Origin of the sequence: Cohnella cholangitidis, assembly GCF_014107495.1 — a bacterium.
GTDB lineage: Bacteria > Bacillota > Bacilli > Paenibacillales > Paenibacillaceae > Cohnella > Cohnella cholangitidis.
Map to the genome: position 1 here is coordinate 2,153,259 of NZ_CP041969.1, position 25,948 is coordinate 2,179,206.

Here is a 25,948-nt window from a genome sequence, read left to right on the forward strand (position 1 = left end):
TTAGGGTTTCGTCATGTGCGGGTGACTCATCCGACTATCCCTGCCTCAAATTCAGTTCCTGCAAAATGCGGCCCACGTCCAATGGACGAAGGCCGCTTTGGGTCTACCGTTTTACAACAAGTCCGATTCGCTCAACAATCGCTGGATGATCGCGGCGACTTCGGCGCGCGTCATGTACGCCTTCGGCGCCAACTTCCCGCCGTCTCTGCCCGAGACGATTCCCGCTTGAACGCTGCTTGCGATACCGCTCAGAGCCCATGGCGCGATCTCCGAAGCGTCGCCGTACGCCTGCAGGACGTCCTCCGCCGGCCGTTCCGTCAGACGCGCCGCGAGGCCCGTGAGCTTCATCGCGTCGGAGATTATCCGCATCGCTTGCTCGCGGGTTAGCATTTCGTTCGGATGGAAACTGCCGTCCTCGAACCCGCTGATAAGACCGTATTCGTACGCGGTCTGTACGACTCCGCTGTACCATTCCTTTCCTGCCACATCCGTAAAGCCGCCGTCATACTCGCTTGCACCGAGGCCCAAGCCCCGTACGAGAAGGGCCGCGAATTCCGCGCGGGAGATATTCCGATCCGGATCGAACTTGCCGTCGCCTGAGCCTTGGACGATCATCCGCGCGCCCATGTCGATCACGGTCGCTTCCGCCCAGTGGCCTTCCATATCCTCGAATCGGACTGCATTCGAGATTAGCGCGTATACGCTGTTGGTCAAGCTGTTCATCTTCGCGACGTATCGTCCGTTCTCTTCAACGATCTTCGTCGGTATTGGGCGGACTCCGCCCTTCTCGTCAACGACGACCCCTGTCGTCACCGTCGCCGGATCGACGCCTTCCGGAATCGCGATGAATCGCTCCACATAGGTATCGAATTTCGAAATTTCAATGCTCGTATCGCCGTACGTCGCGCGGACCTTGAAGCTTACCGGCGGCGCGACGAACAAGAGTCGGCCTCCCGCCGCCGCGATTTCCACGATGCTCATCATCTCAGTCGTCGGGGCTGCGATTTCGATCTCGATGTTCACGTCTTCGAGGGCCACGTCTTGACCGAATATATTCGCAAGCGCCTGCACTTTCAACAGTTTCGCCGGTAGTGAATACCCGGCATCGGCGGTTTGAAGCGACAACGCCGCCTCGGCCTGTTCCATGCTCCGGAGCATCGAGCCGCTGAGCGCTCCCACGACGACGTCGGCCTCGGCCGATACCCGCAAGGCAATGACCGCCCCGCGCCCTTCCGCCGCGAGCCGTTCTTCGAGCTTCCGCGCGTCGAGCGTTACCGTCGCTACGGAGCGGCCGTTCACGACTTCGGTTGCGACCGTTCCGACGCCGGAGACGTCAGAGTTCGCCGATCCCGGCGCCGCAGGTACGTTCGGCGTACTAGGCGTAACGACCGGCCCGCCGCCGTTGCCGTTGCCCGGATTCCCTGGGGCTGCAGCCTCCCGAGTAACGATGACGGTATACGTCTTCTTCGCGCCGTTCTCCGCCGTAACGACGATCTCGATCGCGTTCTCCCCGGTTCTCAGGGCGATCGCACTGCTGGCTTGGCCGCTCGCGACGGCGATCGCCGCGCCGCCGTTCGCGCCGACCGTAATCTCTGTCGCATTCGCGTCCGCAGATGTCGGTATAACGGCGACGCTATCGATGGTGCTGCCCACCGTCGCGCGATAGCTCGTCAAGCCGGCTTCGAACGCCGGAGCCAACGTCCCCTGCGTCAGCGACAAACTGCTCAAGTCCGCATTGCCGTTGCCTTCCCGAACGATTGTCACGCCGTACGTATTCGTCGTTCCGTCCGCCGCCGCGACCGTAACGCCAATCGGGTTGTTCCCGACCGCGAGACCCGACGCACGGTAGCCGTAGACGTCGCCGGTTACGCTTTGATACACCGCTCCCGTTACCGAGAACGACTGATTCGGTTCGCCCTTCGTCAGGAACAGATCGACGGTCGTCACCGACCCAGGCACGGTCACCGTATACGTAAAGCGCTCCGGAGAGAACGTCGGAGCCCAAGCCCCTTGATCCGTCGACATCCCGCCCAGGTTCGCGTTCGCGCTCGGCGCACGCGCGACGCGAATCGAATATTCGTTCGCGACGCCGTGCTGCGACGTCACTTCGACGACGATCGGATTCTCGCCCGTATTCAACGGGATATCTCCGCTATCCCCGCCGCTCGGCACCGGCGCGCCGTTCACCTTCACCACGGCCCTGTCGCCCGCCGCCGCCGTCGGCGCAACCGAGAGCGAAGAGACCTCGCTCGGCACGTCGACCGTATAGCTCTTCGTCGCCGGATCGAAGGCCGGGCTCAACGTGCCAGCCGACAAGCCGAGACCGCTCAATCGGTTGTCCGTGCTCAGCGCTGCCGTTACGACGCCTCTATCGTCGTATGACGCATCCGCATAGGAGAGATATGGCGTTCCGCCGCTCACCTCGAATGAGAACAATCTGTCGTTCAGATTGGCGTGATGGGCGGCGTCGCCGACGATCGTCCAGCGATCGCCGTCGAACCGCTTGACCAGAACCCTATCATGATAGCTTTCGTCCGTGAATGCCGCATAAGGGACTCCGCCATCGATCCTTAACAACATCATGTTGGATCTACCCGCCGATATTCCCAATTCGCCGACTGACTCCCATTGCCGGCCGCTCCAATTCTTCACAGCCGCTCTTCCCTCATTCTCCGTATCCGCGTAAGCCAGATAAGGCGTGCCTTCGGACACGAATAGGGAGAAGCCTGCATCAGGGTAGGAGCCTTCCATGGGATCGCCCACCATCTCCCACGCGCGGTTCTGCTCGTTCCAGCGCTTGACGACCACGGCGTTAGATTCCGACTCCGATTCCGATTCCGCTTGCTCGTAGTAAGCGACATACGGGATGTTGTCACCGTCGACGAACAAATTCGTGAATTCCGAATATGCCACGCCCACCTCGCCCATATCCTCCCAGTCGTTGTCGTTCATCCGCATCACGTGAACACGATCGTCGCCTCGTTCTACGTACGACACATAGGGAATGCCGTTCTTCACCTGGAAGGCGAAGTGGAATATACTTCCCTCGGACTGTGCAACGTCTTCCCGACCGACGCTTGTCCATTGTTCGCCTACATACTTTCTCACGGTTATTTTCCGGTCCAGATAAGCGACGTACGGAACTCCGCCGTCGATCGCCAGCGAGACCAACGTCGCTCCGCCTTCCGACGCGGCGGAGCCGACGTTCGACCAACCGCCCTGCTCCAGCTTCTTCACGGCTACCTTCCGGCCGTCGGCATAATCGACGTATGCCACGTAAGGGACGCCGCCCGATACGTAGACGGAGGAAGAACCGACCTCCCCGTCGGAGACGGTCGGGCTCCCGACCGGACGCCAGGAAGAAGTCGAATCCGACGCTTCCAGCACCGGCTGATCGATGTGCGCGCTCCAATAGTTCTCTGCGTCCACTTCAATACCGGTCACCCCGGCAGGAAGCACCCCGGCGGCGATTGTCAGTTTGCCTGGGCTAAGCGTATAGTCCACACCCGCTTCGAGCCGTTTGTCGGTGTACACCCCCCATACCGCCGCGCGCCATTGCTCGTCATCCTCGAACGTAATAACGACCGGCTGTCCTAGCGACGGATTCGGCATGCCCGACCTTAATCGAGGAGGCTCCTTCCCGATGATCCACTGCTTCACCGTGGCCTTCGCGTACCCGGTCGCGGTCACCACAACGGTATTATCGCCTAGCGGCAGCGTCCCCGGGTCAATCGTAAGTTTCCCGTCTTCCACCTCATAGTACTCTTTGGCCAGCGCGGTTCCCTCGACCGTCACCCCTGTTATCGCATCAAGCCAATCGGTGTCGTTGTCGAACGTAATTACGATATCGTGAAGACTATCGTTATCCGTACCATCCGCCGTCAGTGTAGGCGGCGCGTAAAGCAACGTCTTGAGGACGACGCCGCTATTTTCCGTGACGACCAGATAGGGATCCCCGTTCTGGAAATACAAAGAAGAGGAACTCACGACCCCGCTGGTGTAGCTTCCCATCTGAACCCACTCTTCATCTTTGTACGCCATGACTTTCAAGCCCTGGGATTCGAAGGCGGCGGCGATATACAATACGCCGCCTTCGGCGTACATCGTCGCCTTCTCGTCGCTGGTCGTGAATTCTCCGATCTCCTTCCATTGCCCGCTCTTGTACTCGATCACCTTGGAGTAGAGCGTACCGGTGTCCATCATGTAGGTTAAATAGGATAAATAGATGACATCCTGATCAACGGCAAAGTTAATCGGCATAATGAAATCATCGCTCGACAGAGCTGCTGCACTATTCCAAGTCTGTGCAACTTCGTCGTACCACTCTACGGCGAGGTTGCCGGATTTATAATACGCCCTGTAGATTGTCCCGTCCTCGACATACAGCCCCGCCGGTTTCGCATCGCTGATCGAGGCCGAGGCGTCCGTGCCGAGCGTCGCCCAACTGTCTGCGTCGGCATCGAAGCGCAACACAGAAATATCGGACGAGTAGACGGTTTGGTACAGCAATAGCGGCGCGCCGTCGGCATCCAACGCTACGATTAGGCCGTTAGGAGTCTCGGAAGGTAGCTCGGAAGGCATGCCGTCTGTGCTAAGCTGCTCCCAGTCTTTACTCTCTTGATTGTAATGCATGACGTTTGCATTTAAACTATACCCGTCCTGGAGAGCAATATACGGGCTGTCGTTGTCTTGAACAGCGAGGGATAGATTATAGGCGGAAGTGAACCCTTCCTTCCCCACGAGTTCCCAAGCGCCGTCGACCTGCTTTTTGACGCTGATTTTTCCTCGGTTGCTTACATCTTGATAGACTGTATAGATCGCACCGTTCGCGTCGACAGCCGTTGCCGTCTCGCCCGTAGACCCTCCATAGATGACGTTAATCGGCTCCCACACCTTCGCGGGAGCCGCCTTCGCCTCCCGGACGCCGAAGCCCGGCGGGACCACCAAACTACCTATCAGCATGACCGTCAGCAAAGCGGCAAGCAGCCTACTGTATTTCACTCTCATCAAGATGCCAATCTCCTCTCCATCGTATGAGCTGTGACGCCCAAGTTTGCAATACTTAATAGTGTAAAAGGTTAAGGGCAAAAAAAATATTCCCCGAACGGGGAATACAAGGGGAAGGCTATATTAATCGCCGCTGCTTCGCGATCGTAACGGCTTGCACGCGGCTGTTCGCCTCGAGCTTCGTATACACATTTTTCAGATGCTTCTTCACCGTCTCTTCGCTGACGTTCAGCCGCTCGGCGATCTCCCTGTTCTTCTGTCCTTGCTCGACGAGACGCAAGATCCGGCTCTCCTGGCCTGTCAGCAAGACGGGGACGTCGACCTCGTCCTCCAATCGCACATGCAGCTTGCTGATCAGCCTCTTCACATACGCGAGCGACACGTTCCCCGTCAGTCCCGGCGTACCGCTCTGTCTCCGTCGAACATACCTGGCGAGCAGACTGCCCATCGCCTTGCCTTCATCGAGGAAAGTCCGGGCGTAGCCGTGAGGCTCCCCGAGGGACAGCGCCGCCTCCAGCTGCCGCAGCGCCTCCTCTTCGTTCCCCTGCTTGTCCAGCGCCAGGCACAGCAGCGTCAGCGCCTTCACGCGATCCCACCGCCAATTCTTCTGTACCGTCATGCGGACGATGCTCTCCGACAGAACGACGGCTTCCGAAGCGCGTCCGAGCTCGATCAGCCCTCGGGCGAGGATGTAATGATCCCGGTACATAGACGGGACGGGGTCCGTGGGCTTTAACCCGCAAGAGAGCACCCACGCCTCTACCCGATCGAGATGCCCGGCGAAGAGGTCAAAGTACGCCGTCTCCGCCGTCAGCCTGCGGAGAAACTTCTCCTTGTCCGACGTATTCAGACGCTCCTCGGCGTCCTCCAGCATCGCGAACGCAAGCGAAGCTTCCTCTCGAATCAGATGAATCCAAGCGAGACTCTCGATCCCGAATACCCAAATTCGCGTATAAGGCTGCCACGGGCCGTCGTACACGATGCGCCGCAGCATCGCTTCCGATTCCTCGACGCGATCCCATTCGAATAACAGCGAGCTGTAGAAGCAGTAGAAATAGCCGAGGAACGGGTAGTTCTCCTTCTCTTCCCATATCCGCATGCATTCCGCCAGAAACCGCTCGGCCTCGCGCAAATCGTCGAAGAACGAGAGGATATTCGTATAATAGGGAGCGCCTAGCGTATTCGATGCGATCATCTGCAGCGGATTGTCCTTGCCCTTCTGCTCATGGGTTTCGTAGAGCTTTAGATTCTCGAACACATCCGCCATGTTTCGGAGGTAGATCGCATTTTCCGTTGCGAGGAAATAATAAGCCCCGAGCCACGCCTTCCAATCCGGGTCATCCAGTTCATGCCTCAGAGCGCGAAGCTGCTGCTCCACCCAGGCATTGTCGCCCATCTCGGCCTTCACCTTCAAGTAGAGCAGCTGGATGAACGGGCGCTTGCGCATCGAAGCGAACGGGATCGCTTCCAACCAGCCGAGGAGCGCGGCGCGGTGGTTATGCAGCGCGGCGATGTTCGCTTCGATCGACGCGGCCGCTTCCTCATATCGACCACCGGCGAGCCAATGCTCTACGGCCGCGGCCGCATCGCCGCGGTCTTCGAGCCAGCGGGCCGCCGCCTCATGCGCATCCTTCCAGCGATCCGGCTGCAAAGTTCGGAATTGCTGTTGCAGGAAATCCCCGAACAGATGATGGTACCGATACCATTCGCTTCGCTCGTCCAACGGGGTCAGGAACAGATGCAGTTGTTCCAAGCGCTCCAGCATCGCTTGGGCTCCCGGCTCTCCGGTCACGGCCTCGCAGAGGGAAGCGTTCATGCGGGATAAGATCGAGGTACGCAGCAAGAAGCCGCGCACCGCCTCGTCTTGTCCGCTCAGCACCTCCTCCAGCAAATATTGCGCGATGCCGCGCTGCCGGCCGCCGAATTCGCGGACGAAAGCGGTCGGTTCGCCGCTGTTCCTCAAGGAGATCGCCGCCAAATGCAAGCCGCTGACCCAGCCCTCCGTTCGCCGAACGAACAAAGCCGTGTCCTCGTCGGTCAGCTCAAGCCGCATGCAGTCCCGGAAGAAGAGAGCGCCCTCCTCGGACGCGAAGCGCAGATCGTTCTCCGTCACAAGGCGCATCTCGCCTTGGCCTGCAGTCGCGCCGTCGGGAACGGCAGTCGGGTTCGGCTGGCGATATAGAGATGAATGCGGGAAGGAAGATATTCGAGCACATACGCGATCGACTGGTGAATGTCCGGCCGGTCGATGACATGGTAATCGTCGTAAATAAGCGCCATTTCCTCTTTCACGGCTTGAAGCTCGCCGAGGAATGAATCGAGGAACGTCGTATAAGCCCCCTCCTCGACGGAGGCGAGCTGCGCTTGTTCGCCGAAGTTCGGCGGTTCGCCGCGTACGGCAGCGATCGTATAACTCCAAAACCGCACCATATCGTTGTCGTGCTGATCCAACGAAACCCAGCCGACTCGGATGTTGCTCCGCCGAGCCCATTCGCTTAACGATGTCGTCTTCCCGTAGCCCGCAGGCGCCGTCATCGCGGTCAGCTTGACGGACAAGCCCTCGTCCAGCGCCGCCGACAGCCCCGGTCGAGGCACGAGCGTTCGATGGCTGGACTGCGGAATGCGAAGCTTCGTATGATGTAGAATCGTTATCACTCCGTTTACGGCAACCCCTATACTGGAGTCGTTCCCTACTATTCTATCATTGGCGGAAATCGTTCGACATCCGAGCCATCGTTGAAAAAAACCAGCCCCCTGGGACCGCTCCGCTTGAGTTCGACGAACGCGGCAGTGCTCCTTATGCGCTCCTGTCGTCTACCGTCACATTAGCATCATTAATCTCGGAATAGCTCGATCTTGTGCCGGTCGTTGAGCGTACCGTCGCCGGCATACAGCCGTTCCGTCACCTACGCATGCCCGGCTGGCTAATTTCATAAATTCGTTCGTCTCTCGAATGGTTTACGACTTTAACCATCCGCCTAGTAAACTTTCTATACTGTAAACTATTCATCCGCATTCTGGCAATAACGAACGCCTTACGATTCTCAGGCTCTACGATTTTAACGCTTTTGCATGTTGGCATTTTTGGGCCTCTAGCCATCTATCTTTTATTGCAGCATCTAAATCCGGCATTATAGAAGTAAGTTTGGATATGTCCGGGGCTCTAATTAATATTTTCTTCTCCTGTATTGCACCTGTATCTAAGAACTTAATAGCAGTCCGGCAATAATGAGCCAAAGCTTCGAGCCTTACTCTTCTGCTAGTAGCAAAGAAATCAGCATCATTTTCAAACTGTTACTGCCAACGCATAATGTCCGCCAGTTGACGGCGTAAGTTGTCCTGCTGGTGACGGTCATTCTGTCCGCTTGAGTGGAAGAAAAAGGGGAACCACGCTAATTCCCCTTGGATGACACGCTTGATCATATGATCGTCGATGATCCGATCTTTGTTCTGTGAACCGTAGTTGAGCGCGTGGGTACATACTTTGTTGATTAGCCTTGCAGCGCCGCTCGAGTATCGGTAGATGTCATCATTCGCACCGTCGGTAAAAATGTCATGCTCCGCGCCGGCGAACGCCATGTGGCGCCGGCTGTAATCACCGGTTTGCGCCCGATCGAAGTGCGGCAGCTTGCACTGAAGGTCGATCCGCTGACGGATCGCCGCATATGCCTGCAAATTCAGGCGATCCCCACTTTTTTAAATTAACAAACAGGCCCATTTGGTTTCTTGGTTTTATTTCAACAAATACAGTTCTGCCATCTGAGAACAATACACAGTAATCAGGATAGTACGTCCTATTTACGCCTTCAGTTGTAATTACTGAAGAATGAGCCGGCTTTGCCTTCCCCTTCTTGATTAACAGTTCTCTTCGGATGCAGCTTAACCCATTCAGTTTGACTTGTCTTTTTAAGATCCTTAGGCCATATAGTATGCGAAAACATCCGTTCAAAGGTTTTTCTCTGCCTCTTTTGATCACCTGAAAATGATATATAAACTTGTTCAATAATCCGAGTTGACGGAAAGGATGACAATCTCATCAAAAAACATGCAAAGTAAAAAGTGTCTTGACTACTTCCTGGCATTATCCACGATTGAAGTGTTTGGAATAATATCACACTCGGATGTCTATAATCTTTTCTATCATATCGAAAGTGACATGAATATCTAATTCTCCGACAGGAGGAATTGATAACTTGCCGAACTCTTTCACGTGAAATACCATGTTGATCTCCGATGTCCTGCAAGGCCAATTCGTGAGATATTTATTTAGCAGTAAACCTGGTCAGCATTCGTTGACCAGGTTTTTTCGTCGCAAATAATGTAAAGAGAAAATAAAGCAGTTTGAGCTATAGTTACCCGTTAACGGAATGACCTGTATGTAACTATGATACGGTTCACCGCAATGTATCTAAGCACAAAGTGAAGTTTGACCACAAAGTATACATTTGTATATAAAGACAAGACGGGAAGGTACTCTTTCCCTTCGTTACCTTGCCGAGCAGGCGGTGGTAACTCTCGATCATATTGGTCGTGTAGATCAGCTTTCGGATCTCGAGAGCGTACTTACATCGCGTCTAATAGATAGATTGGAGAGATTACACAGTAAATTTTACAGTCCTTTTCGTCTAACTCCATGTATTAACTTTCGTATATGGTAGCTATATCATGTATTCTACGCTTCATTTCTGTGCGAATATGTAACGGCTCTAAACACTCGCATTTATCCCCAAAACTGAAAAGAATATTGTAGTAGTATTCGTTCTCTATGAAAGGAAAACTAACAATGCAATGCTCATCACCGTCTGGTGAAAAGTGTTCATAAGTGCAATAATCAAGTACCCTATCCATGATAGATTTATGAATACGAATTTTGATTTTTGTTTGCATAGTTGCCAAAATATCAGTAAATTCTAACTGCGTTTTTTGATAATCTCGTGGCGTAAAAATTTCCTCTTGTATTTGTAGGTTTGATATGCGGGATAGTTTAAATAAGCGAAAATCATTTCTTTTATGGCAATACCCTTGCCAATACCAATGACTACTTTTCAATACAAGCTGATACGGCTCGGCTATTCGTGTGGTTTTACTTCCGTAGCGGTCTGCATATTCAAACGAAAGTAGCTTGCTTTCCTGTAAAGCTGTTTTGATAATTTCTAAATATGGTTGTATGTTTCTGTTACCCATCCACGAACTTAAATCTATATATATTTGATTTGCTTTGAATTCAATATCTTTCGCTCTGTCGGCGGGGATAAAACTCTTGACTTTTGCAAGGGCGTTTACCAGTTCATCACCTCGTATCATGTTGGAAAGACTGGAAAGCCCTATCAAGATAGCGGAAAGGTCGGCAGTCGAAAAAACCTTACTATCAATCTTGAATTTCTGCATGATTTCAAAGCCGCCGCCCACTCCCGATGTTGAGCGAACAGGAATACCCGCCATGTTGATAGTGTCTATGTCACGGTAGATTGTGCGGGGTGAAACTTCAAACATACCGGCTAACTCCTGTGCGCCTATACGCTTTTTATCAAGGAGTATCATAATAATGCTAACAAGCCTGTCAACTTTCATCTGATAGCCGCCTTCCAAAATTTCTTGTTATCATTATTGATTGTTGCCATACTGTCGTCAACAATTACAAGGTATATTCAAAAAGCAAACAAATCAATCTACCTATCAGGAGGAAACACTATGCAGAAAAAAGCCTTAGTAATAATCGATATTCAAAATGACATAACAAAGAATTACAAGGATATTATTGGCAATATCAATAAAGCTATTGATTGGGCAGTCAATAATAATTTCCATGTTATTTATATAAGGCATGAAAATTTATCAGCCGGCACGAGGACTCTTAAACCCAATACATATGGGTCTGAATTAGCTTCAGACTTGAAAATAGTATCAAAAAATATTTTTACAAAATACAAAGGAAACGCATTAAGTTGTGAAGAATTTACAGACTTTATTAGTAAAAATGAAATATGTGATTTCTACATCGCAGGAGCAGATGCTGTTGCTTGTGTTAAATCAACCTGTTACAACTTACGCAAAGCAAATTATGGCGTTAATGTCCTATCAGATTGCGTTACCAGTTATGACAAAAGGAAAATTGATGAAATGCTTCGTTATTATGAAAGTAAAGGTAGTAAAATTATTTGTTTGAATGACCTATTAATTTAAGCTCTCTTCCATACACACAGCGCGGCGGGCGTTTTTCCGCCCGCCGCTGAAAGACCAAAGAAGCTCTAAGCTTATTCGGTCTCTCATTCTTACTTGTGATATGGTTCAGCGCGAATAATCTTCAACTAACCTGCCCGTAAGTTTAATGAAAAAAACAGCCTATTTTCAGTCGGCTGCCAAATTGATTATCTTTGGTTAGATACACATAGAGTATACCGGCTGTATCCAATATAAAATAGAGAAGTCATTCTAATTATTCACTCTTCATCCAAGCTCAGAAGCTCATTCAGATCTACCTTGAATCGTCTATGCAAAGCTATTAATGTATCAGCGGATGGTTTAGTTATATCTTTTTCTATCTCGCTTAGTCTCCCCTGAGATATTCCTAATGCGTTTGAAAACTCAACCTGCGTCATTTCGTTTAACTTACGTACTCTTTTCACTCTTTTTCCGATAGTATCGGCCATACAGCCTCCAACCCAGTGAAAGAATAAAATGTCCCGATGACTGCAATGCATCATCGGGACATTTCTTATACGCTCGACTAAAACTTACTCCACAGTAACGCTCTTAGCCAAGTTCCGAGGCTTATCAACATCATGCCCCAGAGCCAGCGAAGCGTAGTAAGACAGCAACTGCAGCGGGATGACGGACAACGCCGGAGTCAGCAACGGTAACGTGCGAGGAATCGCGAATTGGCGATCGACGGACTTCGCTACTTCTTCCTCGTGACCTTCGTTCACGATACCGAGAACGTCGGCGCCGCGCGCTTTCGTTTCTTTAATGTTGCTAAGCATTTTCTCGTATAGATCCTCTTGCGTGAGGAGCGCGATAACCGGAGTGCCGTCTTCGATCAGCGCCAGCGTTCCGTGCTTGAGCTCGCCTGCGGCGTAAGCTTCGGAGTGAATGTACGAGATCTCTTTCAGCTTCAACGAGCCTTCCATCGCGACCGCATAGTCGACGCCGCGGCCGATGAAGAACAGGCTGCTGTGATGGGAGATCGATTCGGCGACTTCCTTGATCACTTCCGCTTGGGCGAGAATTTTCTCGACCTGCTCCGGCAAAGCTTGCATCGCGGCCAGCACATGAGCAACCGCGGCTTCGTCCTGCTTGCCGACCGTTTGAGCCCAGTACAACCCGAACAGGAAGAAAGCAATCAGTTGAGACGAGTAAGCTTTCGTAGAAGCTACCGCGATCTCGGGACCAGCCAAAGTAATAATGACATCGTCGGCTTCGCGAGCGACGGAGCTGCCCACTACGTTCGTGATCGCGAGAACCCGGGCTCCGCAACGTTGCGCTTCGCGAAGCGCCGCTAACGTATCCGCCGTTTCGCCGGATTGGCTCACGACGATGACCAGTGTATCCGGAGTGATAATCGGAGAACGGTAGCGATATTCGGACGCGACATCCGTCTCGACCGGAATGCGCACCAAGCTTTCGATGACGTTTTTCCCGACAAGCCCAGCATGAAGGGCAGTTCCGCAAGCCACGATGTGGACGCGATTGATGCCTTTCAGCTGTTCCGCCGTCATCTTCAGCTCCGGCAATTCAACCGAACGTCCATCATCGCTGATGCGACCGAGCATCGTGTCGCGATAAGCTTTTGGTTGTTCGTGGATTTCCTTAAGCATGAAGTGGTCGAAGCCCGCTTTCTCGGCGGTCATCAGATCCCAATCGACATGGAAAATCTCTTTGGAGATAAAGTTGCCCTCGATCGTCAGCAGTTCCACGCCATCGCGCGTCAGAACAGCCATTTCTCCATCATTGAGGATGTAAATATCGCGCGTATGCTCCAGAATCGCCGGAATGTCCGAAGCGATATATTTCTCCCCTTCGCCCACGCCGATGATGAGCGGACTTGCATAACGCACCGCTACCAGACGATCCGGCTCGTGCTCCGTCAGTACGCCAAGCGCGAACGCTCCGCGCATTTTCTTGACCGCGCGCTGTACCGCCTTCACGATATCGCCTTCGTACTCGACGGAGATCAGATGAGAGATGACCTCCGTATCCGTCTCGGATAGAAATCTATGGCCCGCTTGCACCAGTTCTTCTTTAAGCTCCAAGTAATTCTCGATGATCCCATTGTGCACGACGGAAAATTTCAACGTATTATCCGTATGCGGATGGGAGTTCACGTCCGAAGGTTTACCGTGCGTAGCCCAGCGGGTATGTCCAATTCCGACCGTGCCGCGCAGCGGGTCTTCGCTTAAACGGTTTTCCAAGTTGACCAACCGGCCAACCGTCTTCGTTACTTCCAAACCTTGTTCCGTCTGAACGGCGATTCCCGCGGAGTCGTAACCCCGGTACTCCAACTTCTTAAGACCTTCGATCAAGATCGGTTGCGACTCTCTAAATCCAATATATCCAACGATTCCGCACATATTTATATAAGCCTCCGTTTTGGTTTCTCAGTTATTCGTCCGAGAAGACCGCAACCAAGCCGTATGAGCGGCATAAGCCGTAATCTAATAAGGGGGGTTCCGTTCTCCCCCAAACCTCCCACGTCATGCCCCTCGCGCGACCGGTTACTGGCCGCCGGACATTTCTCGATGGTTCAACTGTTACTCGCGTTCATCGTATCGGATTTTTGTTCGCCCGGTTGCCCTAAGCGTTTTGTACTCCGATTATCGGCTTCGATGATAAGCCGGAAGGTCCCCGCCGAATGTTCCGAACACCTTCACCTCGTCAACTTGTCGCTTTCATGGGTTCCACGTTAAAGTTTGCCGCTCGGATCAGCTTTCCCGTCCCTGATCTTTGCCCTTCCGCGTTTCGCCAAGATTCAACAAGTTCTGGCGCTAATCTTGCTATTTCTCCTCTACCCTGCCCTTCTATTCCAGAATCTATTCCTTATCTTATTCGTTTTGAAAATGTCTTGCAACCATTACGTGATTATTTCCTCGGAAATGACATTATTCTACAAAGGACAATCGAGTATATCAGCCATAAAATTGAATGCTCTTTGAATCGGGTGTTATAGTGAAGAGGGGTGGTCCCCAATGAAGAGGAGAGGTGTAAGAATGACAGCTAACGATCACGTTGAACATATATTGGATTTAGCTCGGCAAAATGGTCTGAATATCGATCCGGCTAGCATGGAGTTGAATGTATCGGGGCTCGATTTTCTCACGGCGTTCGGCCGTACGGCGGATGGAGAGGCATGGGTCATCCGTAAACCGAGACGCCCGGACGTCGTCGTATCGGCTATTTATGAGCGGGACGTGTTGAAGCTTGTTAAGGAACACCTTCCCGTCGACGTCCCCGATTGGAAGATCTGTACGCCGGAAGTTATCGCCTATCCGCGTTTGAACGGCACGCCTGCTGCTACCATTAACCCGGAAGCAAAAAACTACGATTGGGCCATAGACCCGCAATCGCCGCCTTCCGTCTTCGTTAAGTCTTTGGCCGAAGCAATGGCGGCATTGCACGGAGTCGATCACGAAGCCGCGGAAGAGGCCGGCATTCGGGTAAAGTATCCTAGGGAAGTTCGGCGTTCGCTAACGGATAAAATGGACGAAATCCGACGGATCTTCGGCGTTGCTGAGGCTTTATGGCAGCGCTGGCAAGCTTGGTTAGCCGATGACAGCTACTGGCCGCCGCATTCCGCTCTCATTCACGGCGATCTGCATCCTGGACATATCGTATTGGATCCGGAAGGACGAGTAACGGGATTACTCGATTGGACCGAGGCGGAAGTCGCCGATCCCGCAACCGACTTCGCGATCTATTACGCGGCGTTCGGAGAGTCCGGTTTGACGGCATTACTGGAGCAATACAAGCAAGCCGGGGGCAAGACCTGGCCGCGGATGAAGGATCACATCATCGAGCTAATGGCCGCTTACCCCGTACTCATCGCCAGCTTCGCCATGAAGTCGGGATTGGAGGAATACCTCGTCATGGCGCGCCACGCGCTCGGAGTGAACGAATTCGGTGAGGAGCTTCCGTTATAAGAATCACGCCTCGCACAACGAACAAGCTCCCGGTCGCAAGATCGGGAGCTTGTTTAATGCTATTAAAGGTGGTTTTAGCGCGATGTCATAACGTTATGTGCACTCCGATGATCGCATCGGTCCCGAATAGAGCGATGTCATAACGTTATTCTCGCTAACCATCGCCGCCGCACCGCACGTCACCGTACCGGCCAGCATCACTCGCATCCACGCATTGATTAAGCCAATTCCGCTTTCACGACATCGACGATAGCCGCTACGTGACGCTCGATGTCTTCCCGCTCCGGCCCTTCGGCCATGACGCGGATTAAAGCTTCCGTCCCGGACGGACGCACCAGCACGCGGCCGTTATCGCCCAGCGCCGATTCCGCAGTCGCAACGGCGTCGGCGATCGCGGTATTTCCAGGATAGCGGGATTTATCCGCAACGCGCACGTTCACAAGCACTTGGGGATACTTCCTCATCATTTTCTTTAGCTCGCCAAGCTTCCGTCCGGAGCCGACGACCGTATCGAGCAGTTGAAGCCCGGTAAGAATGCCGTCTCCCGTCGTGCTGTAATCGAGGAAAATAACGTGGCCTGATTGTTCTCCGCCGAGGTTGTAGCCCCCGTTAACCATCTCTTCCATAACGTAACGGTCGCCAACTGCCGTCTTCGCCGTACGCAAGCCTAGCTTCTCTGCCGCTTTGAAGAAGCCGATGTTAGCCATAACCGTCGTCACGACCGTATCATGCTTCAGCCGACCGGATTTGCGCAGAGCGTCGCCGCAAATACAGAGGATATAGTCGCCGTCCACTTCTTCGCCGTTCTCGTCGATCGCGATCAAGCGATCCGCGTCCCCGTCGAAGGCAAGCCCGATATCCGCGCCATGTTCCTTCACTTTCGCCGCGAGCATCTCAGGATGCGTAGAACCGACGCCTTCGTTAATATTCAGCCCGTTAGGCTCAGCCCCGTATGCGATCACTTCCGCGCCTAACGCCCGGAATACTTCCGGCGCGATCTCGTAAGCCGATCCGTTTGCGCAATCGAGCACAAGCTTCACTCCGGCGAAGGAATTGCCGACCGTCTTTTTCAAATAGTCCATGTATAGGGACTTCGCTTCCAGATTAGTCGTTACCGATCCGATGCCTCCGCCTACAGGGCGCGGCAGGTTGTCTACTTCCTCGTCCATCAAGCGCTCGATTTCGGCTTCCGTTTCGTCCAATAGCTTGAATCCGTCTCCGCCGAAAAATTTAATGCCGTTATCCGCAACCGGATTGTGCGATGCCGAAATCATGACTCCCGCATCCGCTCCAAGCGTTCGGGTTAAGTAAGCTACTGCCGGAGTGCTAACGACGCCTAATCTTACGACATCTGCTCCGATAGACAATAATCCCGCCGTTAGCGCGCTTTCCAGCATCGCCCCGGAGATCCGGGTGTCGCATCCGATTATGACTTTGGGACGTTCTGCTTTCCCTGCCAATACGACTCCGCCGCATCTGCCGATTTTATAAGCTAATTCCGGTGTTAATTCTTTATTCGCGACTCCTCTTACCCCATCAGTTCCGAAATATTTCCCCATAGCTGCTTTTCTACCCCTTCATTCTGATCTTACTGAGGAAACGACGATCCCTGCTCCGGTTCCTCATCCTCTTGGTCGACGATGATGCCGCCTACGGCTTCCTCTCCGTCCGTAACGGTCTCGGTTGCCGCCGCTTCATCCTTGATTTCCACCGTAATGCTTTTCGTGCCGCCCGCCTGCTCCATGAACCGTTCGAGGCTGACGATCAGAGGAATGTCGTAAACCCCCGGTCCACGGCCGCTCAGATCGGCAATTACATCGACGTCTCCCGGACTCAATCTATCCAAGATTGCGGGAGCCGCTTGAATCGTAATATCCGCTTTGCCCGACGAAGGATTCGTAATCGTTGCGACCAACCCTTCGCCTAATCCGCTTAACGAGATGTTTAGTCCTTCAAGCGTTCTCGTCGCCGATAACAACACCTCGATATTAATGCTGATCTCCGCGGGCGATATTTCGATGATCGGCGCCACGACCTTGAGCGGAACGGTCACTTTCCCGGATTTGTTCACTTCGTCTAATTGAACTTCGACTTCAAGGAATTCAATTTTATCCAATTCTTCTTGCGGTCCATATACCGTCACCTGCTCCACGTCCGGCTTGAAGGAAGCGATGCTTATTCCGGCCGGCGTATGTCCGACGAGCTTGAATTGCAGCGGAACCGTCTTGAACGGATTGGTGATAGCACTTCCACCTCAAGCACGGCAGGATCGATAATCGCTCCTTCGATCGCTTTGCCGTCTTTGTCGAAGGCTGCCAGCTTCACGCTTTTGTTTTTGATCGATTCCTTCTCGCCATCGATGGCGATTGTCGCCCCGACGCGATCAACGCTCGACAACTGACTCTTAGGCAACGTAACATGAACCCGATTGCTCGGTTTAATAATCGGCGTTCCTACTTTATAACCCTTAGCAGGATTGCCCTTCGTCTGAATATCGACTTCGAATTCCTTAATTTGCAATGCTTCGATGCTAACCATCACGGTGGAGGGAGACATCGAAACCAATGTAATGCCTCTAGGCAAATTCTCTTCCAACTGCAGTGTATGCTGGCCTTCGCCCACGGTTCTTAAATCGACCTTCAGCTGGTAATCTTTCGTCTGCGCCGCCTTAAGATCGCTTCGCGTTCCTTTGACGGTAAGGTTAACCTTGAGCGGTTCCATGCCTATTAGTACGTAGTTCCTCTCGTCCAAGCCGTAAGGCTGAACGATGACATCGTTGATTACTTTCGTATCGTACAAGGATGCCACATTGTTCGGCGTCGTGTCATTCGGATCGAAATGAACGACGGCCCACATGAGAATTCCGAGCCCAAGAGCTACTAACTTCGCTATGGTCGGGTGGTTTAACCATCTATCCACGGTCTCCACCGCCCTTCCGCTTCCAGAAAGCCCACTCCGTGGTCTTGGATTTGAATTGCGGACGCAATTCCTCGAACAGCTTGGAGATGAGCGACTCTTCCTTAATGTCTCGTACGATCTGACCGTTAATCGCAAGGGATACTTGTCCCGTCTCCTCCGATACGGTAACGCTAATCGCGTCGCACACTTCGGTTACGCCAATAGCCGCGCGATGGCGGGTGCCCAATTCCTTGCTGATGAACGGATTCTCGGATAACGGCAAATAGCAGCCCGCAGCCATGATCTGGCTGCCTCGTATAATTACCGCTCCATCGTGAAGCGGCGTATTGGGAATAAATACGTTGCTGAGAAGCTCCGAGCTAAGCTTCGACTCCATCTTGATGCCCGATTCGATATAATCGTTCAGCCCCGTATTCCGCTCGAACACGATTAACGCCCCGATTTTACGCTGCGCCAAATAATTAACGGACCTAATGACCTCGTTAATTCGCTGGCTAACATCCTGCTCCTCCGAAGACGAACGGGTAAACAACTTGCCGCGGCCAAGCTGCTCTAACGCTCTTCTAAGTTCGGGCTGGAAAATAATCAGAACCGTCACTACGCCGAACGTAAACATCTGGTTCATGAGCCATTTCAGCGTATACAAATTCAGCCAAGTACTCAATGCCCAAGTTATGACAAGTAAAAATATACCCTTCAGCAACTGAACCGCCCGGGTGCCTCTTACCATCTTAATAAGCACGTAAATAATGTAACTCACGATTAAGACATCGACGATGTCTTTTATCGAATTCTTAAATGTCAGCCCGGCAAAATAGTCCAAGACGCGACCCCCCCGTCCCGGCGCTGGAATAGTTTCGACGAATATTGTCGGAAATCCGCATTGCTTCTATACTTATATCTTTCTCTACTGTGCCCCAGAAATCCTGTTATTTACACAAAAAAAACCTCTCCATGGTTCAGAGAGGTTCATTTGCTTGATCCGGATACCTTCACGCATCGTGTCGGCTGTTGTCGAACGAATCAAGATCCGTAAGCCAATGTTCCGAAGAAAGAACTCACCTTATACCAGAACCAGTCCACCGCGCGATCGATCGTCTTGATTTCTCCCGCAATGTGCGCCGTGGAAGCAAGCGCAGTGACATGTCCATCGATGACGGTCAAATTCCCGTCCAGATCCCCTAACACTTGCACGTCCCCATTGACGACCGTGAGATCACCGGATACTTTCTGGCCCTCCGGTACGATGACTTTCTTGCCCTCGATGACGACATGTTCCAAATCCGGCCCCGAAACGGACAGTTCCTGACTTTGGTTCCACATCGACACGAAGCTAGACAACATTACGACCATGAATATCGCGGCCGCCGATACCGCCGGGTGGCGACGTACCCAAGACGTCCAAGCTGCCGGCCGGCGCGGGCTGGGAAGCGACTTCATGATTCGATCGCCCAGTTCGACCGGCGCCTTCTCTATAGGTAAAGCCTTTACGAGCGAATCGGTTCGCTCTAACGATTCATAACGGGTATAGCACGATGGACATTCGCTCAGATGCTGTTGCAGCTGCTTCATTTCCTCGCGTGCCAAGTCCCCATCCAAATGATCATGCATGTACATGACGGCGACGTTGCACTTCATATCAGCCATCCCTTTCCTCAGCGGTGATACAATCCGCATTCGATGCTTCTATACTGTACGTGCGATAATGATGAGCGGTTTCACTTATTTTATATGAAATCCTCACAGCTTGTGCTCCAGTTTTTTCCTGAGGAATTCGCGCCCTCGGTGCACCCGGGTTTTCACCGTCGTAACGGGCATTTCCAGTACGTCCGAGATCTCCTGCAACGATAGGTCCTGCAGATACCGTAAAATCATTACGGATTTATACTTCACGGGCAACGTCGCGATGGCCTCATGAATGAGTCTCTGCGTCTCGGAGAGAAGCAATTCGCTCTCGGGCGTTCGATCTTCGCTCGGGAGCATCGCATACCCGTCCAGTCCCTCGTGATCCGACGATTCCGCATCGAGCGAGTAGATTGCTTTTCTTTTTCTAAGTCGGTCTATGCACAGGTTCGTGGCGATCCTATAGATCCACGTAGAAAATTTCTGATTCTCGTCGTAGCGGTCAAGATTCTTATACACCCTCAAGAAGGTTTCTTGTACGACATCCTCGGCTTCTTGGCGATTGCTCGTCATCCGGTAGGCGAGGTGAAACAACTTATCTTTATATAGATCCACGATCTCCGCGAAAGCGCGCTGATCCCCTTTGCGGGCTAGACGCGCCAGACGCGTTTCTACTGGCTTCAAAGTTACGGCTCACCTTCCTTTCCGGCTGCGACAGGCCCCGAAGACTTGCGTTGGGCAGACATAATGCCAGCTATGATCAGTATTATTCCTATTCCTTGCCCTAACGATAGCGGCTCGTCCAGCAGGAGGAACGCCGCCATAACCGCAGCGGGAAGCTCCATCGAACCGAGCAGCGCGGCTAATCCGCTTCCTATCTTGGGAATCCCGTAATTAAAGCAGAAAAAGGGAAAGGCGGTCCCCAGAAGGCCGAGCAGCATCCCCCAGCCGATCATTGGCCCGCTAAAGCTCTCGAATATGCCGTCGAAACCATCGAAGGATAAGAGCAGTACGACAAACGCCAGAGAAGCTGTAGACATAACCGCTGACTTGGCGATGGGATCCAACTGCTGCGGAAGAAATCCGCTTAGGAAAAAAAACAGACTGTATGTAAGAGCGGATAGAAGCCCGAATAGTATCCCCCATCCGTCGATGCTGCTGTAATCCTTCTCCAAAATTCCGACAGCCAGCGCCGTTCCAAGAGCTATGCACAGAACCGCGACCCATTCCTGTCGGTTCGGCCATTTGCGCTTGCGAATGCTTTCTAGCAAAATCGTAATCCACGTAAACTGAAAAAGCAAGACAATCCCCAAAGAAGCATCCAAACGCGACAAAGCCTCATTATAAAATACGGTGGTAAGCGACAAGCCGATTATCCCGATCAAGGTAAGCTTAAGCCACTCTTTCCTTGTACGGGCAAGAGATCGCGAGCGTTTGTTTAACCGCGTTACTCCAAGCGCAAGCCATAGCAACGCCGCTCCCGAAAACACCTGTTGAAGCGTAAGAGGCTTAGCGCCCCATCCGTCGGCAATAGCCAGTTTGAATACTACAGACACGAGACCGTAGCTTGTCGCGCCGACAAGGACGAGAGCAATGGCCGTCAAGGGCTTCTTCGTTCCGTTCATGTTAGACCCGCTTTCTTGCGCAAAAGGGCCCGGTTAGCAACCCGGGCCCTCATTCATTCAATTAGATCAGCCCGTATTGCGGAGACCTGCCGCGATTCCGTTGATCGTTAGGAGCACTTCGCGAAGAAGTACCGCGTCATCCTCGTTCTGAGCCCGCAAGCTGCGCAGCTCCGTCAACAATTGAACTTGCATGTAGCTTAACGGATCAACGTACGGGTTACGAAGGCGGATCGATTCTTGAATAACAGGGACGTTATCCAATATATCTTCTTGCCCCGTAATGGTCAGGATCATTTCCTTCGTCTTAGCATGCTCTTCTTCGATCTGCGAGAAGATCCGGTCCTTGATCGTCTCGTCCTCGATCATCCCGGCATACTGGCGGGCAATGATAAGATCCGCTTTGCCAAGCGCCATCTGAAGGTTATCCACGAGGGTTTGGAAGAACGAATACTCGCGATACATCGTGCGAAGAGTCTCCAGACGTTCCGCATCGCCGTTCACGTAAGTCTGGAACGCCGTACCGGCAGCATACCATGCAGGCAGCAAGTACCGGCTTTGCGTCCAAGCGAATACCCACGGAATCGCGCGTAAGTCTTCGAAGCGATCGCTGCCTTTGCGTTTGGAAGGACGGGAACCGATGTTCAGCTCGCCGACTTCCGGAAGCGGCGTCGACTCTTTGAAGAAAGTCATGAAATCCGGATCGCGGAAAATGAGATCCTGGTATTTGGTCTGAGCGTCGACCGAAATGCCGCGCATGATGTCTTCCCATTGCGTCTCGATCGATCCTTCTTGCGAAGGGTAACGGGACAGGTATGCTCCCGTAATTAAAGCCCCGGTAGCCTGCTCTAAGCTTCTGTAGGCGATTCCCTTCATGGAGTAACGGGAGGATAACACCTCTCCTTGCTCCGTAATCTTGATTCCCCCGCCGATCGTGTGCGGCGGCTGTGCAAGAATGCTGCGGTTAAGCGGCATTCCGCCGCGGCCAAGAGCACCGCCGCGGCCGTGGAAGAACTTCAGCCGAACGTTGTGCGCTTTAGCCGTTTTGGTCAAGTCGTTCAACGCCACCCGAAGCTCCCAGTTAGCCGTAACCATACCGCCGTCTTTATTGCTATCGGAATATCCGAGCATGATCTCGTGCAGATCGCCCATCGCTTTCAGGCATTCGCGATAGACCGGAAGATTAAACAAGGTTTCCATAATCGCCGGTGCTTCGTGCAGATCGTCGATCGTTTCGAATAGAGGAGCCGCTTGAAGCGTGCAAACGATCGTTCCGTCCTCATTGCGACGGAACAATCCCGCCGCCTTGGCGAACACCATAACCTCGAGAATATCGCTTGCGGCTTCCGACATGCTGATCAGATAGCTGGTGATACAGCCGGTGCCGAATTCCTGTTGAGCGTTGTAGATCGTGTGATAAACGTTCAGACACTCCTTGCTGGAGTCGCTTAAATCAACCGCATCGTTCAACAATGGGTTTGCGCTCTCGAGCAAATCGTTCAGAATGGTTATTTTCTCCTGCTCGGACAACTGAGAATAGTTTTCCGTTACTCCCGTTTTCGCCAATAGCTCCGTCATCGCGTTCTCGTGCTCTTTGCTATGCTGGCGCACATCCAGAGCCGCAAGATGGAAACCGAATAGCTCCACTTGGCGAATGAATTTCTTCAAGTACGAATTCGCCACGTAATCGGCGAAGTGATGACGAAGACTCCGGTCGATGATCGCGATATCGGCCGTAAGATCGGCAACCGTGTGATAACGTTGCTTCGTCCCCTTGTACTCGTCTTCTCTCATGTTTTGCAGCTTCTGCAGCATATATCTCAACTTCACGCGGTAAGGCTCTTTGTCGTTCGTCCAAGCCTCTACCGTGCGAAGCTCTATATTGGCGCTATCTTCGCGGATCGAAGCGAGCAACTCATCCGTCACGTTGACGATCGTCGTGCTGAAGCTCAAATGGCGACCGAGCGCGCGGATAATGTTCTCATATTTATAGATAACGAGATTACGCTGCATATGCAACGTCTTCCAAGTAATATCCGCTGTAACCGAAGGGTTGCCGTCGCGGTCTCCGCCAATCCACGAACCGAAGCGCAAGTAAGTCGGAACATGCCAAGACTCTTCCGGATAATACTTCTCTAGGCAACGCTCCAACTCTTCGTATACGTCGGGAAGCACTTCGAACAAAGTTTCATGGAAGAAATACATCCCGTTGCGAACTTCGTCGAGTACCGTAGGCTTACGGTCGCGAAGCTCATCGGATTGCCATAAGGTCAACACTTCGTTCTGCAGTTTCTCGCGCAGCTTCTCGCGTTCACGGTAAGTCAGGGTTGGATTATCCAATTCCATAACATCGTCCGCGATCCGCTTATGAATATCGAGTACGTCACGGCGAGTCGCTTCCGTCGGATGCGCCGTCATTACAAGCTCTAGCGAGATGTCCGTAAGCATATCCCGCACTTCTTCTACGGAAAGCTTCTTCTCCTTCAAGTCTTGAACGACGCTCTCGATCGAACCCGGTTGCACCGCTTCTCCCGCGGAACGCTCATAATCGCGTTTGCGACGAATCCGATGGTTCTGTTCCGCGATGTTGACCAGTTGAAAATAGATTGCGAATGCCCGAATAACCTGATGCCTAATATCAGGCTCCAAAGTTTTAACGGTGTTAATGAATCCTTCGTACAATTCAGGCAAATATTCGGCTCTGAGAGCCTTGCTCATTTCCCGAATTTTCTCAACATGTTCTAATAGTTCCCGACCACCCTGATGCACGAGCACTTCACCAAGAATATTACCTAGAAAGCGCACATCTCTACGCAGCAGATGATTGGAAGGAGAACGTTGTCCACTTGCCATTTCCGTCATCTCTTTCACCCCAAACAATGCATTTCAACAAAAAGCCCTTCTTTCTATGATACTACAACGAACGTTGAAAATCTTCTTTTTCTTCATCATTTAGTCATAAATCTTAGGTTTCATTATGCTGGCAGTTTGTGTAAGTCATTAATAAATCCGTTATTTCCATTGTTCACGGTCCATAAACTTATTAAAGGAGTGAAACGAAATGAACAGCAAATCGTTCCCCCTTAAAGAGTATCTGGTTATTCTTTCGTTAGCCGCGATCGTAAAAAAAGAACGTGAAAACAACAAAAAAAGCCTTCATGATAAAGGCTTTTACCGTTTGTCTAGTGGAGCGGGTGATGGGAATCGAACCCACGCTATCAGCTTGGAAGGCTGAAGTTCTACCATTGAACTACACCCGCGTGCGGTGCAATAGTGGTCGGGACGACACGATTCGAACATGCGACCCCCTGGTCCCAAACCAGGTGCTCTACCAAGCTGAGCTACGTCCCGACAGTATTGAAGTTAATCCCTTAAAAAAAAGCCCTAAGGCTTAAGAGATTCATTATGGAGCGGGTGATGGGAATCGAACCCACGCTATCAGCTTGGAAGGCTGAAGTTCTACCATTGAACTACACCCGCACGGTGTAAATAGGTGGTCGGGACGACACGATTCGAACATGCGACCCCCTGGTCCCAAACCAGGTGCTCTACCAAGCTGAGCTACGTCCCGACAGTGAATATGAAGTTGAAGATGGCGCGCCCTGAGAGATTCGAACTCCCGGCCTTTTGATTCGTAGTCAAACGCTCTATCCAGCTGAGCTAAGGGCGCAAATCATGGAGCGGAAAACGGGGCTCGAACCCGCGACCTTCTCGTTGGCAACGAGATGCTCTACCACTGAGCTATTTCCGCAACCTGTGGTAATAATGGTGCGCGTAGAGGGACTTGAACCCCCACGGTCGCCCGCCAGATCCTAAGTCTGGTGCGTCTGCCAATTCCGCCATACGCGCATAATAACAAGTGTACCATTCGTGAAAATGGTGAGCCATGAAGGACTCGAACCTTCGACACCCTGATTAAAAGTCAGGTGCTCTACCAACTGAGCTAATGGCTCAGAAATGGCTGGGGATCTAGGATTCGAACCTAGGAGTGACGGAGTCAAAGTCCGTTGCCTTACCGCTTGGCTAATCCCCAACGGTAAGCCAATCTTAAAGATTATGGTGGAGGCTGACGGGATCGAACCGCCGACCCTCTGCTTGTAAGGCAGATGCTCTCCCAGCTGAGCTAAGCCTCCATATGATGGTGACCCCTAGGGGATTCGAACCCCTGTTACCTCCGTGAAAGGGAGGTGTCTTAACCGCTTGACCAAGGGGCCGTGAATGGTATTGGATCTGGAGCTCTCAACCGGGATCGAACCGGTGACCTCATCCTTACCATGGATGCACTCTACCTACTGAGCTATGAGAGCATGGTCCCTATACCTATACACAGCGATAGAGATTAAAGCTTCCGGCCTGGCAACGTCCTACTCTCCCAGGACCCTGCGGTCCAAGTACCATTGGCGCTGGAGGGCTTAACGGTCGTGTTCGGGATGGGTACGCGTGGAACCCCTCCGCCATTATTACCAGACCGGATCTTAAACTCAAGGCTTACACCTTGAAAACTGGATGCGAACCCGTGCGACGAAGTCGTCACGGCCCCGTATACTTGCAGGCAGCAATGCTGTGCATTGCGGTGCAGGTATACGAAACAAAGCATGTAGGAAGAAGGTGAGTGTATCATTTGCCTTACTATGTCAATTCGTT

The 25,948-nt window shown here is 52.4% G+C and carries 18 protein-coding genes, 12 tRNA genes and 1 rRNA gene; 2 read left to right on the forward strand and 29 right to left on the reverse strand.

Annotated elements, in window-relative coordinates; translation table 11 throughout:
• Positions 1-111: 111 nt before the first annotated feature.
• From FPL14_RS10220 to FPL14_RS10245, 6 genes are all read right to left on the reverse strand, one after another.
• The gene (locus FPL14_RS10220; RefSeq protein WP_229263963.1) at positions 112-5,007 is read right to left on the reverse strand and encodes a cadherin-like beta sandwich domain-containing protein; all 4,896 of its coding nucleotides are present in this window, start codon (positions 5,005-5,007) and stop codon (positions 112-114) included.
• A gap of 118 nt (positions 5,008-5,125) precedes the next feature.
• Positions 5,126-7,120, reverse strand: coding sequence for a winged helix-turn-helix domain-containing protein (locus FPL14_RS10225; protein ID WP_182302878.1), 1,995 nt, complete (start codon positions 7,118-7,120; stop codon positions 5,126-5,128).
• Positions 7,117-7,662, reverse strand: a complete 546-nt coding sequence (locus tag FPL14_RS10230; RefSeq protein WP_182302879.1) for a hypothetical protein — start codon at positions 7,660-7,662, stop codon at positions 7,117-7,119. Before FPL14_RS10230 ends, FPL14_RS10225 begins: the two co-directional genes overlap by 4 nt.
• Positions 7,663-8,301: 639 nt before the next feature.
• The gene (locus FPL14_RS29865) at positions 8,302-8,682 is read right to left on the reverse strand and encodes a hypothetical protein (RefSeq protein WP_229263862.1); all 381 of its coding nucleotides are present in this window, start codon (positions 8,680-8,682) and stop codon (positions 8,302-8,304) included.
• Positions 8,683-8,813: 131 nt separating this feature from the next.
• Positions 8,814-9,257: a sigma factor-like helix-turn-helix DNA-binding protein gene (locus tag FPL14_RS30745; protein ID WP_407644651.1), complete on the reverse strand. Its 444-nt coding sequence runs from the start codon at positions 9,255-9,257 to the stop codon at positions 8,814-8,816.
• Between the two features lie 388 nt (positions 9,258-9,645).
• A complete protein-coding gene (locus tag FPL14_RS10245; RefSeq protein ID WP_182302881.1) occupies positions 9,646-10,578 on the reverse strand; it encodes a helix-turn-helix transcriptional regulator in 933 nt (310 codons plus the stop codon).
• A gap of 120 nt (positions 10,579-10,698) precedes the next feature.
• Here FPL14_RS10245 and FPL14_RS10250 point away from each other — a divergent pair, with 120 nt between their 5' ends.
• Entirely contained in the window at positions 10,699-11,190 is a 492-nt protein-coding gene (locus FPL14_RS10250; protein ID WP_182302882.1) for a cysteine hydrolase family protein, read from the forward strand.
• A gap of 257 nt (positions 11,191-11,447) precedes the next feature.
• Here the strand turns inward: FPL14_RS10250 and FPL14_RS10255 are convergent, their stop codons facing one another.
• Together FPL14_RS10255 and glmS are read right to left on the reverse strand one after the other, a co-directional pair.
• Positions 11,448-11,657: a helix-turn-helix domain-containing protein gene (locus tag FPL14_RS10255; RefSeq protein ID WP_182302883.1), complete on the reverse strand. Its 210-nt coding sequence runs from the start codon at positions 11,655-11,657 to the stop codon at positions 11,448-11,450.
• An 84-nt stretch (positions 11,658-11,741) separates the two neighbouring features.
• On the reverse strand, positions 11,742-13,574 hold the full coding sequence (gene glmS, locus FPL14_RS10260; RefSeq protein WP_182302884.1) for a glutamine--fructose-6-phosphate transaminase (isomerizing): 1,833 nt from the start codon (positions 13,572-13,574) through the stop codon (positions 11,742-11,744).
• 636 nt (positions 13,575-14,210) lie between these two features.
• On the opposite strand from glmS, the gene FPL14_RS10265 reads away from it, so the two are divergent.
• Positions 14,211-15,140 carry a macrolide 2'-phosphotransferase gene (locus tag FPL14_RS10265; RefSeq protein ID WP_182302885.1) on the forward strand — a complete coding sequence of 310 codons (930 nt, stop codon included), beginning with the start codon at positions 14,211-14,213 and terminating at the stop codon, positions 15,138-15,140.
• Between the two features lie 218 nt (positions 15,141-15,358).
• Here FPL14_RS10265 and glmM read toward each other — a convergent pair whose 3' ends face one another.
• The 21 genes from glmM to rrf all read right to left on the reverse strand — a co-directional run bounded on the left by glmM (position 15,359) and on the right by rrf (position 25,772).
• Complete coding sequence (glmM, locus tag FPL14_RS10270; protein WP_182302886.1) at positions 15,359-16,699, reverse strand: phosphoglucosamine mutase; 1,341 nt, start codon at positions 16,697-16,699, stop codon at positions 15,359-15,361.
• A 29-nt stretch (positions 16,700-16,728) separates the two neighbouring features.
• Positions 16,729-17,382: a CdaR family protein gene (locus FPL14_RS10275; protein WP_182303937.1), complete on the reverse strand. Its 654-nt coding sequence runs from the start codon at positions 17,380-17,382 to the stop codon at positions 16,729-16,731.
• Positions 17,316-18,059: a CdaR family protein gene (locus FPL14_RS10280; protein ID WP_182302887.1), complete on the reverse strand. Its 744-nt coding sequence runs from the start codon at positions 18,057-18,059 to the stop codon at positions 17,316-17,318. The genes FPL14_RS10275 and FPL14_RS10280 overlap by 67 nt, the downstream gene beginning before the upstream one ends.
• Positions 18,052-18,882: a diadenylate cyclase CdaA gene (gene cdaA, locus FPL14_RS10285; RefSeq protein ID WP_182302888.1), complete on the reverse strand. Its 831-nt coding sequence runs from the start codon at positions 18,880-18,882 to the stop codon at positions 18,052-18,054. Before cdaA ends, FPL14_RS10280 begins: the two co-directional genes overlap by 8 nt.
• A 200-nt stretch (positions 18,883-19,082) precedes the next feature.
• Positions 19,083-19,697, reverse strand: coding sequence for a zf-HC2 domain-containing protein (locus FPL14_RS10290; protein ID WP_182302889.1), 615 nt, complete (start codon positions 19,695-19,697; stop codon positions 19,083-19,085).
• 102 nt (positions 19,698-19,799) lie between these two features.
• Complete coding sequence (sigW, locus tag FPL14_RS10295; RefSeq protein WP_182302890.1) at positions 19,800-20,366, reverse strand: RNA polymerase sigma factor SigW; 567 nt, start codon at positions 20,364-20,366, stop codon at positions 19,800-19,802.
• Positions 20,367-20,368: 2 nt separating this feature from the next.
• Positions 20,369-21,307, reverse strand: a complete 939-nt coding sequence (locus FPL14_RS10300; RefSeq protein WP_182302891.1) for an EamA family transporter — start codon at positions 21,305-21,307, stop codon at positions 20,369-20,371.
• A gap of 66 nt (positions 21,308-21,373) precedes the next feature.
• Positions 21,374-24,166, reverse strand: a complete 2,793-nt coding sequence (ppc, locus tag FPL14_RS10305; protein WP_182302892.1) for a phosphoenolpyruvate carboxylase — start codon at positions 24,164-24,166, stop codon at positions 21,374-21,376.
• Positions 24,167-24,490: 324 nt separating this feature from the next.
• Positions 24,491-24,564, reverse strand: a tRNA-Gly gene (locus tag FPL14_RS10310).
• Positions 24,565-24,578: 14 nt separating this feature from the next.
• Positions 24,579-24,655 (reverse strand) — tRNA-Pro (locus FPL14_RS10315).
• 55 nt (positions 24,656-24,710) lie between these two features.
• Positions 24,711-24,784: transfer RNA gene (locus FPL14_RS10320), tRNA-Gly, on the reverse strand.
• 14 nt (positions 24,785-24,798) lie between these two features.
• Positions 24,799-24,875: transfer RNA gene (locus FPL14_RS10325), tRNA-Pro, on the reverse strand.
• Between the two features lie 22 nt (positions 24,876-24,897).
• Positions 24,898-24,974, reverse strand: a tRNA-Arg gene (locus tag FPL14_RS10330).
• A 6-nt stretch (positions 24,975-24,980) separates the two neighbouring features.
• Positions 24,981-25,055: transfer RNA gene (locus FPL14_RS10335), tRNA-Gly, on the reverse strand.
• A 15-nt stretch (positions 25,056-25,070) separates the two neighbouring features.
• Positions 25,071-25,153, reverse strand: a tRNA-Leu gene (locus FPL14_RS10340).
• A 28-nt stretch (positions 25,154-25,181) separates the two neighbouring features.
• Positions 25,182-25,257 (reverse strand) — tRNA-Lys (locus tag FPL14_RS10345).
• Between the two features lie 5 nt (positions 25,258-25,262).
• Positions 25,263-25,337, reverse strand: a tRNA-Gln gene (locus FPL14_RS10350).
• A gap of 24 nt (positions 25,338-25,361) precedes the next feature.
• Positions 25,362-25,437: transfer RNA gene (locus tag FPL14_RS10355), tRNA-Val, on the reverse strand.
• 6 nt (positions 25,438-25,443) lie between these two features.
• Positions 25,444-25,518, reverse strand: a tRNA-Glu gene (locus FPL14_RS10360).
• A gap of 17 nt (positions 25,519-25,535) precedes the next feature.
• A tRNA-Thr gene (locus FPL14_RS10365) sits at positions 25,536-25,611 on the reverse strand.
• Positions 25,612-25,655: 44 nt separating this feature from the next.
• Positions 25,656-25,772: ribosomal RNA gene (gene rrf / locus FPL14_RS10370) — 5S ribosomal RNA — on the reverse strand.
• Positions 25,773-25,948: the final 176 nt, after the last annotated feature.